This is a genomic window from Sandarakinorhabdus sp. (genome assembly GCF_031430775.1).
Lineage (GTDB): Bacteria > Pseudomonadota > Alphaproteobacteria > Sphingomonadales > Sphingomonadaceae > Sandarakinorhabdus.
In genome coordinates, this window is the sequence record NZ_JANPCD010000154.1 from 1 (window position 1) to 13,527 (window position 13,527).

Annotated in this window: 14 protein-coding genes; 10 read left to right on the forward strand and 4 right to left on the reverse strand. The window is 59.2% G+C overall.

The window, feature by feature from the left end; all coding sequences use genetic code 11:
• The first annotated feature begins 923 nt into the window (after positions 1–923).
• A complete protein-coding gene (locus RMQ73_RS09755; protein ID WP_310498006.1) occupies positions 924–2,234 on the forward strand; it encodes a DUF1036 domain-containing protein in 1,311 nt (436 codons plus the stop codon).
• Between the two features lie 392 nt (positions 2,235–2,626).
• Complete coding sequence (locus tag RMQ73_RS09760; RefSeq protein ID WP_310498007.1) at positions 2,627–2,788, forward strand: hypothetical protein; 162 nt, start codon at positions 2,627–2,629, stop codon at positions 2,786–2,788.
• A gap of 85 nt (positions 2,789–2,873) precedes the next feature.
• On the opposite strand, the gene RMQ73_RS09765 is transcribed toward RMQ73_RS09760, so the two are convergent.
• From RMQ73_RS09765 to RMQ73_RS09780, 4 genes are all read right to left on the reverse strand, one after another.
• Positions 2,874–3,194 carry a hypothetical protein gene (locus RMQ73_RS09765; RefSeq protein WP_310498008.1) on the reverse strand — a complete coding sequence of 107 codons (321 nt, stop codon included), beginning with the start codon at positions 3,192–3,194 and terminating at the stop codon, positions 2,874–2,876.
• Positions 3,195–3,494: 300 nt separating this feature from the next.
• Positions 3,495–3,851 (reverse strand): DUF3768 domain-containing protein, encoded by a 357-nt coding sequence (locus RMQ73_RS09770; RefSeq protein WP_310498009.1) that lies wholly within the window; start codon positions 3,849–3,851, stop codon positions 3,495–3,497.
• A 38-nt stretch (positions 3,852–3,889) separates the two neighbouring features.
• Complete coding sequence (locus RMQ73_RS09775) at positions 3,890–4,468, reverse strand: site-specific integrase (protein WP_310498010.1); 579 nt, start codon at positions 4,466–4,468, stop codon at positions 3,890–3,892.
• 147 nt (positions 4,469–4,615) lie between these two features.
• Positions 4,616–5,830 carry a phage integrase central domain-containing protein gene (locus tag RMQ73_RS09780; RefSeq protein ID WP_310498011.1) on the reverse strand — a complete coding sequence of 405 codons (1,215 nt, stop codon included), beginning with the start codon at positions 5,828–5,830 and terminating at the stop codon, positions 4,616–4,618.
• Between the two features lie 646 nt (positions 5,831–6,476).
• On the opposite strand from RMQ73_RS09780, the gene RMQ73_RS09785 reads away from it, so the two are divergent.
• The 8 genes from RMQ73_RS09785 to RMQ73_RS09820 all read left to right on the forward strand — a co-directional run.
• Positions 6,477–6,767, forward strand: coding sequence for a hypothetical protein (locus tag RMQ73_RS09785; RefSeq protein WP_310498012.1), 291 nt, complete (start codon positions 6,477–6,479; stop codon positions 6,765–6,767).
• Entirely contained in the window at positions 6,764–8,101 is a 1,338-nt protein-coding gene (locus RMQ73_RS09790; protein WP_310498014.1) for a hypothetical protein, read from the forward strand. Before RMQ73_RS09785 ends, RMQ73_RS09790 begins: the two co-directional genes overlap by 4 nt.
• A gap of 196 nt (positions 8,102–8,297) precedes the next feature.
• Positions 8,298–9,896, forward strand: a complete 1,599-nt coding sequence (gene ccoN / locus RMQ73_RS09795) for a cytochrome-c oxidase, cbb3-type subunit I (RefSeq protein ID WP_409049863.1) — start codon at positions 8,298–8,300, stop codon at positions 9,894–9,896.
• Positions 9,897–9,909: 13 nt separating this feature from the next.
• Positions 9,910–10,662: a cytochrome-c oxidase, cbb3-type subunit II gene (ccoO, locus tag RMQ73_RS09800; protein ID WP_310498017.1), complete on the forward strand. Its 753-nt coding sequence runs from the start codon at positions 9,910–9,912 to the stop codon at positions 10,660–10,662.
• On the forward strand, positions 10,659–10,838 hold the full coding sequence (locus RMQ73_RS09805) for a cbb3-type cytochrome c oxidase subunit 3 (protein ID WP_310498018.1): 180 nt from the start codon (positions 10,659–10,661) through the stop codon (positions 10,836–10,838). Before ccoO ends, RMQ73_RS09805 begins: the two co-directional genes overlap by 4 nt.
• Positions 10,822–11,766, forward strand: coding sequence for a cytochrome-c oxidase, cbb3-type subunit III (ccoP, locus tag RMQ73_RS09810; protein WP_310498019.1), 945 nt, complete (start codon positions 10,822–10,824; stop codon positions 11,764–11,766). The genes RMQ73_RS09805 and ccoP overlap by 17 nt, the downstream gene beginning before the upstream one ends.
• Complete coding sequence (gene ccoG / locus RMQ73_RS09815) at positions 11,753–13,273, forward strand: cytochrome c oxidase accessory protein CcoG (RefSeq protein WP_310498021.1); 1,521 nt, start codon at positions 11,753–11,755, stop codon at positions 13,271–13,273. Before ccoP ends, ccoG begins: the two co-directional genes overlap by 14 nt.
• Positions 13,273–13,527, forward strand: a 255-nt coding sequence (locus RMQ73_RS09820) for a FixH family protein (protein WP_310498022.1), incomplete at its 3' end; no start/stop codon positions are given. The genes ccoG and RMQ73_RS09820, both read left to right, overlap by 1 nt.

Below are 13,527 nucleotides of genomic sequence, written 5' to 3' on the forward strand. Positions count from 1 at the left end.
CTTGCCCGCTCCATTCGCTGCGCTCCCGTGTTGGCCGTTCCCCTGCGGTGACGCTGCCCCTCTGCACCCTGCCGTTTGCCTCCCCGTCCACCGGACGAACCCAAACGAAAGGCAAGCAGACATGAAAACCGACTACGCAATTATTCCCAAAAAAACTGGAACGACATCGAAATCGAAATCCGCTGGAACGCCGACTACCTCGCGTTCGAAGGCTGCCCCGATACGGCGCATCTTGAAATCGAAAGCCTCTCCCCTCCGCGCGCGCCGCTGCCGATGACTGAAACCGATTATCGTTCGCACTTCATCCCCCCGTCAAGAGGTGGAGCGCTGAACTTTCCGGCGCGGCCTCATGGCATCAGACCGACGCCGTCGCTCGCCAGCTTGCCCTTTTTCGAGGAGGGGTTCACTTACTATGAATCTACGACTGTACACATGAACGCTTGTGCTGCCCCCCTTTAAAGTGGTCGACTGTGGCACCGGTCTAGTTTAATATTCATAGGTATATATGACACTTGGGGGTTCATATGCGCGCATGGATAGCTTTAGCTGCGCTCGTCATCGCCAGTCATGTGCGCGCCGAGGATACCGGAACATGGGCTAAGGCAGGAAGCGCTTCTCAGATTAATGCGGCTTGCCTTCAAGTCTGGAGGTGCGGACCATCGAATGCTATTTTGCATGATCCACGTCAAAAAGTTGATGCAACCTCTCCGCAAAGTACGATGGGCGTGTGTTCGGCTGGAAGCGGTCCTGTAGATTCGTGCAACGTCTGTCTAGCATCACCACCTACAAAGGAATGCAGATGGAAATTAGTTCGGAAGTAAATCTGAAACTATCTTCTAATCGCAGTTTATTTGCCGTCTGATTGCGAATGATTGCAGTAATATCGTGATTTTAACTGAGCAATTGCTGAAGGTGACAGCAAAATGAAAACAGCCACGTTGTTTTTTGCGATAATTTGGCTTTTCATGAGTGCGCCAGCGCAGGCCGGTCTATTCTTTTGCAACAATAGCGCTCAAACTGTAGCAGTTGCGGTTGGTTGGAAGGAAAATGATAGGTGGGTCGCTGCAGGTTGGCGTGTCATCGAATCAACAAAATGTGACGCAGCGTTGTTAGGTGCACTAAACGGAGCCGCAGCATATTATTACTATGGGGAAGTTGTAAATTCTAATATGAAGTACGAATCATCCGAAGGTGAACCAGGAGCAAAGTTTTGTATTCGGCGCTCCGCTTTCAAGGAGTATGATGTTCCGAACTGTTTCAATTCTGCAAGGTTCAGAAAAATCAATACTAACGGCCTTCAGCAGTATACGGTTACGCTGATTGAGAAAGAATTTGATGCCAAAGCTGCGGCAACTGAATGTGCTGCAGTGCGCTTTGATGGTAACGAGCGATTTGTTGAATGTTGGATAAAAAAGATGTCAACAGAGAGGCAGAAACGTATTATAGACTGCATATCCAGCACAAGATCAAAGGCTAGTTTGGCATTATGCGCGTATGACGATCAACTTGATTCATCCGCTTACAAAGCTGCTACATGTGCGGCTAATTACAGTTCGGAAAAAAATATTGAAAACTTTTTAAGCTGTGCCGCCGGAGTCGGGCTGAGCGATAGTCATCGGATTGCTTTACGTTGCGCCCTAAGTGAGCGCAAACATGATCGCTTTGAAGCAGGGAGTTGTCTCGATTTCATTGAAATAGATCCGGAAGCGCGTCGCCTTTATCGCTGTGTGCTCCAAAATGGCGGCTCATACCGCCAAGCCGGCCTGTGTATTGGCCGCACGTATCTTAGTAAGGATCAGCAGATCGTAACTAAGTGCGTGCTTGATAATATTGGACGGTATTCACAGATGGCCGTCTGCGCGGTAGGTAACAATTTGACTCCCGAGCAACAAGCCTTTGCGAGCTGTGCCGTCAATACCGGCGGGCAACCAGTTCAGTTTGCCGCCTGCTTTGCGACCCAACTTACTGTTAACGAGCTCGAGAAATGCGTTTCCGATGGAATCGGTGGTTCTGGATGTTTTGGTAACAATAACACGATCGTCAAGTTCGTGAATGACGCATGGCGAGATGTAACGGAGGGACCGGGACCAAGTAATGATCTGCTTGGCAGAGATGGGTTTATTGGAAGAACAGCACAGAACATTGCAAACGATTTTACGTATGGGCCGGGCGCTAGCAACGACTTTGTCGGTGCTGATGGGTTTGTTTGCAAAGCGTTATTTGGCGGGTGTTAGAGGATAATAATAATCGTCAAATGTTTTCTATAGCGGTTGTACTGTGAAATTATTTAGGAAAAGATAATTTTCACCGGAAATCGTTCGCTGCAGTTTCATTGTATTTATGATGTATCGATTCGCATTTCTATGTTCGATATCCATTTTTTCCGCCGCATCTCCTTGTGTCAACTGATCTAGGACATCCCCATCGGCTTTCATTCATGGGGTTTTGACCAGCCGCGTTGAGGGTCAAGGCGGCTCGCTTCCGCACTGCGTTTGTGCAGCTCCGCCCCACGGGTCGCGTGCCGCTCAGCCTTTGATCCTCACCTTCATCGTCAGGTCACGGGGCTCCCCATGAAGCCGAGGGAATGGTCCTTTGGTGGACATAAAGGATAACTGCCATGACTGCCATGACTGACACAACCGCAAACCGTCCGAGCCACCGCCTCTTCAACGTCACCGGTGACGGCGACAACGCCCGCTGGACCGACATCGGTGTTGCCTGGACAACCCGCGACGGCAAGGGCTTCACGCTCAGCCTTAACGCCAGCTTTCGCCACAAGCAGCCGTAACCGAGTCCTGTAGCGAACGACTGATTCTGGGTCGGAAGCAGCCGGAAGCTGCCGGGATGATAGGCGCCGGACGCGTGCAGCAAGGTCAAATTTTGAAAACGCTGACGGAGTAGTGGGGTATTTGGTGGCGGCCTTGTGCGGGATCGGAGTTTGCCCAACAGGAACGCCACGCGATCCACCGGTAGCCACAGCTGTCAAACAGTATGACACGTTTTTCGCTGATGCCGGCGACCACGGTGTAGTGCTGGTACGCCCCTGCAAGCTCGATCAGGACGGGGACGCCCTTTCTGATGTTTCGCTCGATCGTTGCGCGTAGCTGCTGGCCCGACACGGCGTCCTTGGTCCGAAACAGTCGACGCAAGCTGATTTCAAGGGACAAGATTTGTCCTGCCTCTTCAGCCATCATGCGGGCTAGCCGATGCCACTCCTTGGCCTCAATGCCGCTGCAAGCTCCTGATGATAGCAACTCTCGCTCCTCGAGATGCTTTACTCCGCGCCTGAAGATCCGTCTGCACTGGACTGTCGAAAGCGGCCGCTTGTCCACTAAGGCCAACCTCAGAGCATTTATGATTGAATAGAGTCCGCACAACCCATCGAGTTGGCCTTGGCGAAACGGCTGAAGCGTGTCGACGCCGTTGATATGCACCGGGCTGGGCCGGTGCCCGCGTGGTTGGCAATGCAATGCTCCACCTTGAGCACGCATCTCTCAGTATTCCGACGCCAGAAGGATCGTAAGCACGCGCGTGGTGACGGCAGGATCGGACGGATCAGGGGATCGGTATGTCAACGCCGTGTCGTAATAGTCGATTTTCCAAAACAGCCTGTGGCCCGCCACCGAGAGGGCTCCGAAGTCGTGCTCCTGATGGGGATCGTTCCCCGGTGTAAAGTCGTCGAAAACCCGAACAGCCGCCGCAAGCGCGACACGTGTTGCAGGGGACAAGGACATGACCCCGTCGGTCATGAACACGCGGCCCCCTTTGCCGGTCCTGCGGAATGTGTCGTTGAGCTGACGAATGCGCTGTGTGGTCAACAAGGCACGGTTTTCCTGATCGCTGCCGAGCATGGCCGCGGTTCCTTTCCTGAAAGTGATGGGGATGGGTTTTAGAGAAGCCTGATGAGGCGGCGCTGGGCGTCTCTGTCGCCTTCGATGTAGCGTTCGGTCGTCACCAATGAACGATGTCCCGCTAGTTCCTGTACATCCCGCAGCGACCCACCGGCTTTTGCCAACAAACGGGCAGACCGCGTGATGAACGTTCGGCGCCCCGAGTGGGAAGAGCAGCCTGCCAAGTTGGTTTTTTCATAGAGCTGGTGAAACCAGTTCACGATCGACCTAGGGGTCATGTGCCCGCCGCGCTCGGATCGGACGACAGGCCCAGCGATGGGGCGGCCATTTGCGTGATGGAGCGCCAGTAGCGCCGATCGCAACTCGGGATGCATCGGAAGTCGTCTTCCCGATCGATTTTTTGCGATCTGGTCCGACACTTGGATATGCGGCGAGAGATTGCCGTCGGGGCGCAACACCATGTGCCAGTCGAGGCCGGCTATCTCGGCGGCGCGAAGCCCGGCCTTGAAGCTGAGCAAAATAGTGACGCGGTTTCGTGCGGGATTGCGTTGCACGCGCACGTGCGAAAGGAGTCGGCACACGTCGGCCGACTCCAGCACCTTAGCTGGTTGTCCCATAGGGGTTCCTATCGATGTCGGAGGAGGCGCCCGCGTTGATCTACAACGCCAGCTTTTATATCATAGCAGAATGAACAAGAATTGTCAAATAACGCTTAATATACAACCAGTTGCTACGATATCGACCATTTGGAGACCACGTATTTTTCAGGAAACCTCGACATTGTTTAGAGCGACTGTTTTGCTGCCGAGAAAGTCATCCCAGGACTGCATAAGTGCTCGACGGCGCTCGACGGCGGTTCCTCGCCTATAAGCGCGCTCAGCTTTGTTCTGGATCGTATGCGCCAGTGCTTGTTCAACGATCTCTCGAGGGAAGTCGGTCGTATCCCCCGCCCAATCTCGAAACGTCGACCTAAAGCCGTGTGTGGTAATGTGTTTATGCCCCATGCGCCGAAGCAGCATCGCCATGGCCATGTTGGATCGAGCAGCACCACCAACACCAAATATTGGCGCGTTCGGCTCGACATTATCTGGCTTGATGGCCAGCAGCAGATTGATCGCCGAATTTGAAAGCGGAACGACATGCTCAGCGCCAGCTTTCATGCGCTCCGCCGGAATCGTCCAAAGCATGGTCTGCAAATTAATTTCGGACCATGTCGATGTTAGCGCTTCGCCGCTGCGCGCAGCGGTCAGAATTACGAATTCCAGACACCGAGCTGCGATGGCTTTGCGGTCACGAAGATCGGCTATGAATTGAGGTGCGTCCGACCATGATAATGCTGGATGGTGGCGTTTGATTGTTTGAGACTGGCTGGGCAGCAAAAGCGACAGATGCCCGCGGAAGGCTGCAGGATTCATTGCCTCGCGCGGTCGGAGTCCATGAGCCTTTGCGGCATCCAAGATTCTTTCGATGCGCCCCCTTACACGTTTTGCCGTTTCGGGCTTGGTCAGCCAGATCGGCCGAAGAATTTCCAGCATGTCTTCCGTTGTAATTTCGACTAGAGTTTTATCATGGATTAGGCTGGCGTGGTCTCGCAAACTGTTGCGCCATTGTTGGCGATGGACTGAATTTTTCCACCCAGCTTCGACGCTGGCAATGAAGCTGTCCGCAAAAGCACCGAATGTCGGGGGTTTGATTTCGTCTTGGCATACGTCTTTGGTCACGTGACGACGAGGATCGGTTCCCGCTGCAACGGCTTCTCGCATCTCGTTAGCTAACCTGCGAGCGCTTGCCAGCGAGACCGCAGATACAGAGCCAAGCCCGATCTCAGCCCTCTTTCCAGCTATGGCGGCCATGAATACCCATGAACGCGCGCCACCGTTGGTGATCCGAAGATAAAGCCCACCCCCGTCCGCATGCCGGCCCGGCAACTTCAATGCTGCGATTTGTCTGACGGTCATACGGTTCAGTGCACGTGCCATTCTTACCCTGCCTCAAATATGCCCTCGTGCCCACTTACATGCCCACTTTTGGCACGGCAAGATGCGGCTAGTCGCGCACGAGCGCGAACACTCGGTCACTGAACTACAATGAAATAATTGCTTATTTACATCAAGATAAGAACGAAAACGACCATCCGCGAAAGTCAGCGTAGATCTAGGTTATACGGACTCCGGCTCCGCCAGAATTTCATGAATTTCTTAATGTTCGAGTTGCGTAGTGGCGCGACCGCGAACCGTCGCATCGCCTGCTGCCGTTGGCGCGAGCGCGCAAGAATCGAATGGCTTTTCATATTGACGCGGGCTGCTAGGCTTGTGGCGCAATATCCGTTTGCGCAGGAGATGTGCGGGGGCGCGGCATCGTACGGGGACACCGGCAATGCACGCTGGCCGGCCACACGGCGCAGGTTTCTCCGTTACCGGCCAACGGGTTTTGCAAGATGGGGTATTTTCCAAGATGGCAACTCGGCACCGCGTCCTGCAATCCCGCGCTGAAAAGATTCGCAGCCGCCTTGCGCGCAGGCAGCAGGCAGCGGCAGAGGCGAACGCCGCAGCACCATCGCCGGAACCGATCGAAAACGGCCAAGGCGATCGGGGCCTAAGTGATCGGGGCCTGAGTGATCGGGGCATGAGCGATCGGGGGGGCGGCCCCGACATCGGCGACATCGAATTGCTGGTGCTGGATGCCGCCCAGCAACTGCACGGCACACGGGCAGACCTGTTCGACACTATCGGCGACGTGTTTGGCGATGCGCCCAAAGTCAGGCGACTGCTTGGCAAATGCCAGGAGCTTGTGTGGCAACGCTTTCACAACCCCGTGGCGCTGGCCGACGGCAAGGAGACCGAGATGCGGGCCTGGTGCGGACAGAGCTATCAGGCGCTGTCGCAATGGCTTGGCGAAAAACTGGGGATCGCATGATCGTCAGGCCGGCGTTGTTGCTGCTGGCGTCGATCGGCTGGGCATCGGCTGCGGCGGCTGAAAATGAAAGCTTTGAGGCTCTGCGGCAGGGCATTGCCGGGGCCTGCACCGCATCGCCCGGTGGGCAGAGCGGCACCATAAAGGCTGGCGCCTTGGGGCGCGCCATTTTTGCCTCGGGCTATGCGCCGCTGACATTTCAGTTCGAATGGGTCCAGACCGGCAGCGCGGGTATAGCGGCTGCGGCCTTTTCCAAGCCGGCCGCCGGCGAGAACACGGCTTCGCTGTACAAGTTGAACCGGCTGATCACGAGCTGGATGCGTCCCGAAACGGACAAGGCCGGCGCCTATCTGCCGTTGCAGGCGGGCGGCGTGGAAATCCGTCGATCCAATGGCACACCCTGGCCGGGGGGCAAGGCGCGTGACGTGCTGGAGGCGGTTCTGGACGGCAAGGACGCTGGCCTGCTGATCCTTTGCGCGCCGCCCTCAAACTCCGCCCCAGACCCCGCGCCGGCGCAGGTGGCGGCCGCCACGGCGCCCGATGAAGCCCGGGTGGATTTTGTCATCACGCGGGCGCCGGCCGACATGACGATTGGCCTGCCTGCCGACCGGCCACCGGCCGAAGTGGCGTTCACGCAGGATTTCGAGGCGCGGGAACGGACGCTCTCGGTGTTCGGCACCGCGGGCCTGCGCTGGCACGAATTCCAGATCGGCAAAACGCACCTCTGGCCCATGGCGTTCGTGCAGCTGGAGCGCGAGGGTTCGACCAGTGATCCCGATGCCATCGACAATCTGGCAATCGGATTTCAGATCGACGGCTTTTTCCAGCAGCGGCAGAAATCCGGCGGCGAAGCATCCCATTATTTTGCGGTTAACGGCCGCTATATGAGCGATACCCGGTTCGATTCGCGCAGCTGGTCGCTGGCGGCCCGTTTCACGCCCCAGATCAACCTGCCGGGTAATGATGTCGAATATGAACTGCCGATGGGCCTGGCATTTCACTGGCTTTTGAGCGGCACGTTCGACCTGCTGGCCATTGACAGCCCGGGCCGCAAGGCGGAACTGGCCGATGCCTCGTCATGGACGCGGATTGGCCTGGATGCCGCGGCCTATCTGACGCTGCGTGCGGGCGGCGGTGCCAAAGTGCAGCTGCGCGGCAGCTATGCGCTGCGCCACAATCTGGCGAGCGGCCCCGGTGACGCGCAGCTGCTTTCCGCGCAGTTGCTGTATCTGCCAAACGACATGATTTCCTTCGGGCTGAGCTATGATCTTGGCCGCAACCTCGACAGCCTGACGCGCAACAACGTCCTGCGGGCCACGTTCGGGCTGCGGAAATAGGGCCTTCCGGAGCAAAGCCGCCCGCGGATCTGATCCTGACCCTGCGCGGAGAGCCGGAGATGATGCCTGTTCCGGGAAAGCCCTTATTGCGCGCCAAGGAGCCCAACGGCCATTGAAACGTTGAAGCACAGCATCAGAGCAGCGGGGCGGCGGCGTGGAAGCAACAATAGCAAAATCTGGCGGTTACTTCATCGCAATGGTGCTCGCGCTGGCGGCGGCGGCAAATGCCGTCGATGCGGGCTTTGCGGTCCATATGGCGATATTCGCCCTGGCGGCCCTTGTGGCGGCTGTCACAGTGCTGCGAACGGCGGATTTTGCCGGCAAACGGATCGCCGACCGGTCCGAATATGACGACGAGCCAGTGCGATGGGGCGTGATCGCCACGACCTTCTGGGGCGTTGTCGGCTTGTTGGTCGGCCTCACAATTGCCTTGCAGCTGGCCTTTCCGGTCCTCAACCTGGGTTTTGAATATACCAGCTTTGGCCGGTTGCGGCCCCTGCACACCTCTGCGGTGATCTTTGCCTTTGGCGGCAACGCGCTGATCGCCACCAGCTATTATGTCGTGCAGCGCACCTGCCGCGTGCGGTTGGCGTTTCCATCGCTCGCAAGGTTCGTGTTCTGGGGCTATCAGCTGTTCATCGTGCTGGCCGCCACCGGCTATGTCATGGGCATCACCGAGGCGCGCGAATATGCCGAGCCGGAATGGTATGTCGATATCTGGCTGACCATCGTGTGGGTCAGCTATCTGGCCGTGTTTGTCGGCACGATCGTGCGCCGGCGCGAACCGCATATCTATGTGGCCAACTGGTTCTACCTCAGCTTCATCATCACCGTGGCGATGCTGCACCTCGTCAACAACCTGTCGATGCCGGCCAGCCTCTTCGGATCGAAATCCTATTCGGCGTTTGCCGGCGTTCAGGATGCGCTGACACAGTGGTGGTACGGCCATAACGCCGTGGGCTTTTTCCTCACCGCCGGTTTTTTGGCCATGATGTATTATTTCGTGCCCAAGCAGGCCGAGCGCCCGGTCTATTCGTACCGGCTGTCGATCATCCATTTCTGGTCGCTGATTTTCTTGTATATCTGGGCCGGGCCGCACCATCTGCATTATACCGCCCTGCCCGATTGGGCGCAGACGCTGGGCATGGTGTTTTCGATCATGCTGTGGATGCCGTCCTGGGGCGGCATGATCAACGGCCTGATGACGCTCAATGGCGCGTGGGACAAGATTCGCACCGACCCGATCATCCGCATGATGGTGCTGGCGCTGGCGTTCTACGGCATGAGCACCTTCGAAGGGCCGATGATGTCCATCAAGTCGGTCAATTCGCTCAGCCACAATACCGATTGGACGATCGGCCATGTGCATTCGGGCGCGCTGGGTTGGAACGGCATGATCACCTTTGCCTGCATGTATTACATGGCGCCGCGCTTGTGGAAGCGCGAGCGGCTGTACAGCCTGCGGCTCATCAACTGGCATTTCTGGACGGCGACGATCGGCATCGTGCTGTACACCGCCTCGATGTGGGTGGCGGGCATCATGCAGGGCCTGTTGTGGCGGGAATTCGGTGCCGATGGCTATCTGGTCAACAGCTTTGCCGAAGTCACCGCCGCGATGCACCCGATGTACCTGATCCGCGCCGCCGGGGGCCTGCTGTACCTGACCGGCTCGCTGATCTTTGCCTACAACATCGCGATGACCATCGCTGGCCGCATCCGCAACGAAAAGCCGATGACGCAAACGCCCTACAACGCCGCTGCGGACCGTCCGCTGCTGGCGCAGCCCGCCGAATAAGGGGACCCGAACCATGGCAAACGACCCCAAGGCACCCGGTGAAGGCTTTTCGCACCGCACGCTCGAACGCAACGTCTCGCTGCTCGGCCTGCTCGCGCTGGTCGCCGTCGCCATCGGCGGCATCGTCGAGATTGCGCCGCTGTTCTGGATCGATTCCACAGTCGAAAAGGTCGAAGGCGTGCGGCCCTATTCGCCGCTCGAACTGGCGGGGCGCAACATCTACATGCGCGAAGGCTGCTACAACTGCCACACCCAGATGATCCGGCCATTTCGCGACGAAACCGAACGCTATGGCCATTACAGTCTTGCCGCCGAAAGCATGTACGACCACCCGTTTCAATGGGGGTCCAAACGCACCGGGCCTGATCTGGCGCGCACTGGCGGGCGCTATTCGGATGGCTGGCACGTCCAGCATCTCAAGGACCCGCGCATTGTCGTGCCGGAATCGATCATGCCGCCCTATGCCTTCATGGCGACCCGGCCGCTGGTCGCCGGCGACATGCGCGATCACCTGAAGGCACTGGCCCGCGTCGGCGTGCCGTATACCCCCGAAGCCATTGCCGCCGCCAATGCCGACCTGGCGGCACAGGCCAATCCCGATGCCGATACGGCGGCGCTGGCAGCGCGATACCCCAAGGCGCAGATTCGTGACTTCGACGGCGATCCCAAGGTGGTGACCGAAATGGACGCGTTGATCGCCTATCTCCAGATGCTTGGAACGCTGGTCGATTTCAAGGCTGCCGCACCGCAGGAGACGGCCCAGTGAGCGATCCAGTGAGCTATGACGCGTTGCGGCATATCGCCGACAGCTGGGGCCTGCTTGCGATGGTCGTGCTGTTCGCCACGTTTGTTGGCTGGACCTTTCGCAAGGGTTCCCGGCAGCGGCTCGATGACGCCGCCAACATGATTTTCAGGGATGGGGCCGATGAAAAAGCGGATTGACGAGCCGACCGGAACCCAGACCGTCGGCCATGAATGGGATGGCATCGAGGAACTCGACACGCCGTTGCCGCGCTGGTGGTTGATGATCTTTGGCGCCTGTGTGGTGTTCGCCATCGGCTATGTGGTCGTCTATCCGGCCTGGCCGACCGCCGCAGGGGCGAAACAGGGCGTCGCCGGCTGGTCGAGCCGGGGCGATTATGACAACGAAGTGCTGGCCGAAACAGCCCGCCGCGCGCCGATCTATCGCGCCATCTCCGCCGCGCCCATCGCGGACCTGCCGGCCAACCCGAAATTGCTGCGCGTTGCCATCGAGGGCGGCCGGGCTGCCTTCAAGGTGCATTGCGTCCAATGCCATGGCTCCGGCGCCGCTGGCTCAGTCGGCTATCCCAATCTCAATGACGATGACTGGCTGTGGGGCGGCGACCTTGCCTCGCTGGAATACACGCTGACGCATGGCATCCGGAACCCGGACCATGACGAGACGCGGCAGTCGCAGATGCCGGCCTTTGGCGAGATCCTGCAACCAGCCGAAATCAGGAGTGTCGTCGCTCATGTCCGGCATATCGGTGGGCAAGGCCGCGCCAATGCCGCCGGCGCCGCGCTGTTTGCGGCCAATTGTGCCGCCTGCCACGGTGAAGGCGGCAAGGGCGGCCGCGACTTTGGCGCGCCCAACCTGACCGACGGCATCTGGCTGCATGGGGGCAGCCCGGCGCAGATCCGCCACACGATCGTCTACGCGCCCGCCGGCGTCATGCCGCGCTGGAACAACCGGCTTGATGCCGTCACGATCCGCATGCTTGCTGCCTATGTCCATTCGCTTGGCGGCGGCGAAGCCAACCCGGCGCCAGAGGCGCAAGCCAGTCCGGCGCCTGCAGTGACGGCTGCCGCAGCACAAAAGGCGGGTGAAAAGGCAGATGTCGGCGCTTGACCTGATCAACCCAGGCAGCCCGCTCTATGCGAAGCGCAAGGCGGTTTACCCCAAGGCAGTCACGGGTTTTTACCGCCGGCTGAAATGGGTGATCATGGTGGCCACACTGGCCGTTTATTACCTCACGCCCTGGCTGCGCTGGGACCGGGGCGCCTATGCCCCCGACCAGGCGGTGCTGGTCGATCTCGCCAACCGGCGGTTCTACATGTTCAGCATCGAGATCTGGCCGCAGGAATTCTACTATGTCGCCGGGCTGCTGGTCATGGCCGGGATCGGGCTGTTCCTCGTCACGTCAGCGGTTGGCCGCGCCTGGTGCGGCTATGCCTGCCCGCAAACCGTCTGGACCGATTTGTTCGTCCATGTCGAACGCTGGATCGACGGCGACCGCAACGCCCAGATAAAGCTGGCGGCCGCCCCCTGGACGCCGGCCAAGATCGGCAAGCGCGCCGCCAAGCACGCTGTCTGGCTGGCTATCGCCATTGCCACCGGCGGTGCGTGGATTTTCTATTTTGCCGATGCCCCCACCCTCGCGCTGGCGTTCGTCGCCGGCACAGCGCCATTTGTCGCCTATGCCACCGTCGGCGTGCTGACCGCGACGACGTTCATCCTCGGCGGCCTGATGCGCGAACAGGTCTGCATCTACATGTGCCCCTGGCCGCGTATCCAGACCGCGATGCTCGATGAAAAATCGCTGATCGTCACCTACAAGGACTGGCGCGGCGAACCCCGGACGCAGGGCATCAAGAAGGCGGCTGCAATGGAGGCCGATTTTCCGGTCGAAAGCATCGGCGCGGCGCTGCGGGCCGGGCGAGCCGGCGACTGCATCGATTGCAACCAGTGCGTGGCCGTTTGCCCGACCGGCATCGACATCCGCGAGGGACCGCAGATCGGCTGCATCACCTGCGCGCTGTGCATCGACGCCTGCGACAAGGTCATGACGCAGATCGGCCGGCCGCGCGGCCTGATCGATTATGCCACGCTGGATGATGCCGTCCACGAAAAGGCCGGCGGCGAACCGCGCCCGGTCATCAGGACATTGCTGCGGCCACGGACGCTGTTGTATTTCGCGATCTGGGCCGGCATCGGGCTTGCCATGCTGTTCAGCCTCGGTCAGCGCGCGCGGCTCGACATCAGTGCCGCCGGCGACCGCAATCCCCGTTATGTCCAGCTATCGGACGGCGCCATTCGCAACGCCTACACCATCAAGCTGCGCAACATGGAAACCCGGCCGCGCAGCATCGATCTGCGCGTCGTCGGCCTGCCCGGCGCCGCCTTGTGGACACAAGTGGGCAGCCGCGAAGCTGCCGGAACCACGTTGCGCGTGGCTTTGGCGCCCGATGCCGCCACGCAGTTGCGGGTGTTCGTGGCCGCCCCGGCGCGCGGCGAGGAACACACGGCCTTCCGGCTTGTCGCGCAGCCAACCGATGGCGCACCAGGCAGCCGCGAAGCCCGGCCTGCGCATGACGACGTGACTTTCGAACGTCCGGATGTGGAGGACGATGATTGATGAGCCGGGGTTTTACAGGCCGCCACATGTGGATGGTGATGATCGGCTTTTTCGGGCTGGTCATCGCCGTGAATTTCACCATGGCGTGGTTGGCCAGCAGCACGTTTGGCGGCACGATCGTCGACAATTCCTATGTGGCCAGCCAGAAATTCAACGGCTGGCTGCAAGCGGCGCGCGCCCAAAAGGCATTGGGCTGGACCGCCAGACTGGGCCTTGATGGTGGCCGCCATGTCATGGTCATCATGGACAGCACC

Coding starts and splice junctions, on each gene's coding strand:
- RMQ73_RS09755 (WP_310498006.1), top strand. CDS start 924: ATGAAAACAGCCACGTTGTTTTTTGCGATAATTTGGCTTTTCATGAGT.
- RMQ73_RS09760 (WP_310498007.1), top strand. CDS start 2,627: ATGACTGACACAACCGCAAACCGTCCGAGCCACCGCCTCTTCAACGTC.
- RMQ73_RS09765 (WP_310498008.1), bottom strand. CDS start 3,194: ATGATGGCTGAAGAGGCAGGACAAATCTTGTCCCTTGAAATCAGCTTG.
- RMQ73_RS09770 (WP_310498009.1), bottom strand. CDS start 3,851: ATGCTCGGCAGCGATCAGGAAAACCGTGCCTTGTTGACCACACAGCGC.
- RMQ73_RS09775 (WP_310498010.1), bottom strand. CDS start 4,468: ATGGGACAACCAGCTAAGGTGCTGGAGTCGGCCGACGTGTGCCGACTC.
- RMQ73_RS09780 (WP_310498011.1), bottom strand. CDS start 5,830: ATGGCACGTGCACTGAACCGTATGACCGTCAGACAAATCGCAGCATTG.
- RMQ73_RS09785 (WP_310498012.1), top strand. CDS start 6,477: ATGAGCGATCGGGGGGGCGGCCCCGACATCGGCGACATCGAATTGCTG.
- RMQ73_RS09790 (WP_310498014.1), top strand. CDS start 6,764: ATGATCGTCAGGCCGGCGTTGTTGCTGCTGGCGTCGATCGGCTGGGCA.
- ccoN (WP_409049863.1), top strand. CDS start 8,298: ATGGTGCTCGCGCTGGCGGCGGCGGCAAATGCCGTCGATGCGGGCTTT.
- ccoO (WP_310498017.1), top strand. CDS start 9,910: ATGGCAAACGACCCCAAGGCACCCGGTGAAGGCTTTTCGCACCGCACG.
- ccoP (WP_310498019.1), top strand. CDS start 10,822: ATGAAAAAGCGGATTGACGAGCCGACCGGAACCCAGACCGTCGGCCAT.
- ccoG (WP_310498021.1), top strand. CDS start 11,753: ATGTCGGCGCTTGACCTGATCAACCCAGGCAGCCCGCTCTATGCGAAG.